We start from the raw sequence: 1,235 nt of genomic DNA, 5'->3' as shown, positions 1-1,235 counted from the left end.
ATACACCMCGATGTTAGTAATGTCTTCATAAGCCACATGAGGACATCCCCATGAAGAAGCGTTTTTCCGACSAACAGATCATCAGTATYCTCCGCGAGGCTGAAGCCGGGGTWTCYGCCCGTGARCTCTGCCGYAAGCAYGCCATTTCCGAYGCCACSTTTTACACCTRGCGTAAGAAGTATGGCGGTATGGAGGTGCCYGAGGTTAAGCGCCTGAAGTCGCTTGAGGAAGAGAACGCCAGRCTCAAGAAGCTGCTTGCCGAAGCCATGCTGGATAAAGAGGCGCTTCAGGTGGCTCTTGGGCGAAAGTACTGACGACAGACCAGAAGCGGGAAGCCGTGATGTTGATRTGTGATGCGACCGGTCTGTCGCAACGTCGTGCCTGCAGGCTYACAGGTTTRTCYCTGTCGACCTGCCGYTATGAKGCTCAGCGYCCGGCTGCWGATGCRCATTTATCAGGGCGYATYACTGAGCTGGCRCTKGARCGCAGRCGTTTTGGYTAYCGKCGYATCTGGCAGTTGCTGCGCCGTGAAGGGCTACATGTTAATCATAAGCGCGTGTACAGGCTTTATCACCTCAGTGGCCTGGGCGTAAAACGCAGAAGACGTCGTAAAGGGCTGGCAACAGAACGTCTGCCGCTGCTCCGTCCGGCGGCACCCAATCTGACCTGGTCGATGGATTTCGTCATGGACGCATTGGCCACCGGTCGCAGGATCAAGTGCCTTACCTGCGTAGACGACTTCACGAAGGAATGCCTGACGGTCACTGTTGCCTTTGGGATTTCAGGCGTGCAGGTCACGCGTATTCTGGACAGCATTGCGCTGTTTCGCGGCTATCCGGCGACGATAAGAACGGATCAGGGCCCGGAATTTACCTGCCGCGCACTCGATCAATGGGCCTTTGAGCATGGCGTGGAGCTGCGACTTATCCAGCCCGGCAAGCCGACACAGAACGGATTTATTGAGAGTTTTAACGGACGCTTTCGCGATGAATGCCTGAATGAACACTGGTTCAGTGACGTCAGTCATGCCAGGAAAACCATCAGTGAATGGCGTCAGGATTATAATGAGTACCGCCCGCACTCCGCGCTGAATTATCAGGCGCCGTCTGAATTTGCGGCGGCCTGGAGAAAGGGTAATTCTGATAGTGAAGGATCCGACATTACTAAGTGAGCGTTGTATCTAATCCTGGGGGCAGGTCATGTTACCTAATGCTGTCAGAGGGTCATGAGGGCGT

At 54.8% G+C, this 1,235-nt stretch carries 1 protein-coding gene; it reads left to right on the top strand.

The window, feature by feature from the left end; all coding sequences use genetic code 11:
• Positions 1–50: 50 nt before the first annotated feature.
• Positions 51–1,171, top strand: a protein-coding gene (locus AC1DUO_RS25175; RefSeq protein WP_477989415.1) for an IS3 family transposase whose coding sequence is annotated in 2 segments (ribosomal slippage) — positions 51–309 and positions 309–1,171 — 1,122 coding nt in all. Because the reading frame shifts where the segments join, the coding sequence is not laid out codon by codon here.
• Positions 1,172–1,235: the final 64 nt, after the last annotated feature.

Source organism: Rahnella sp. P4_A8, from assembly GCF_056402435.1.
This window is presented reverse-complemented; position numbering and strand designations above follow the sequence as displayed.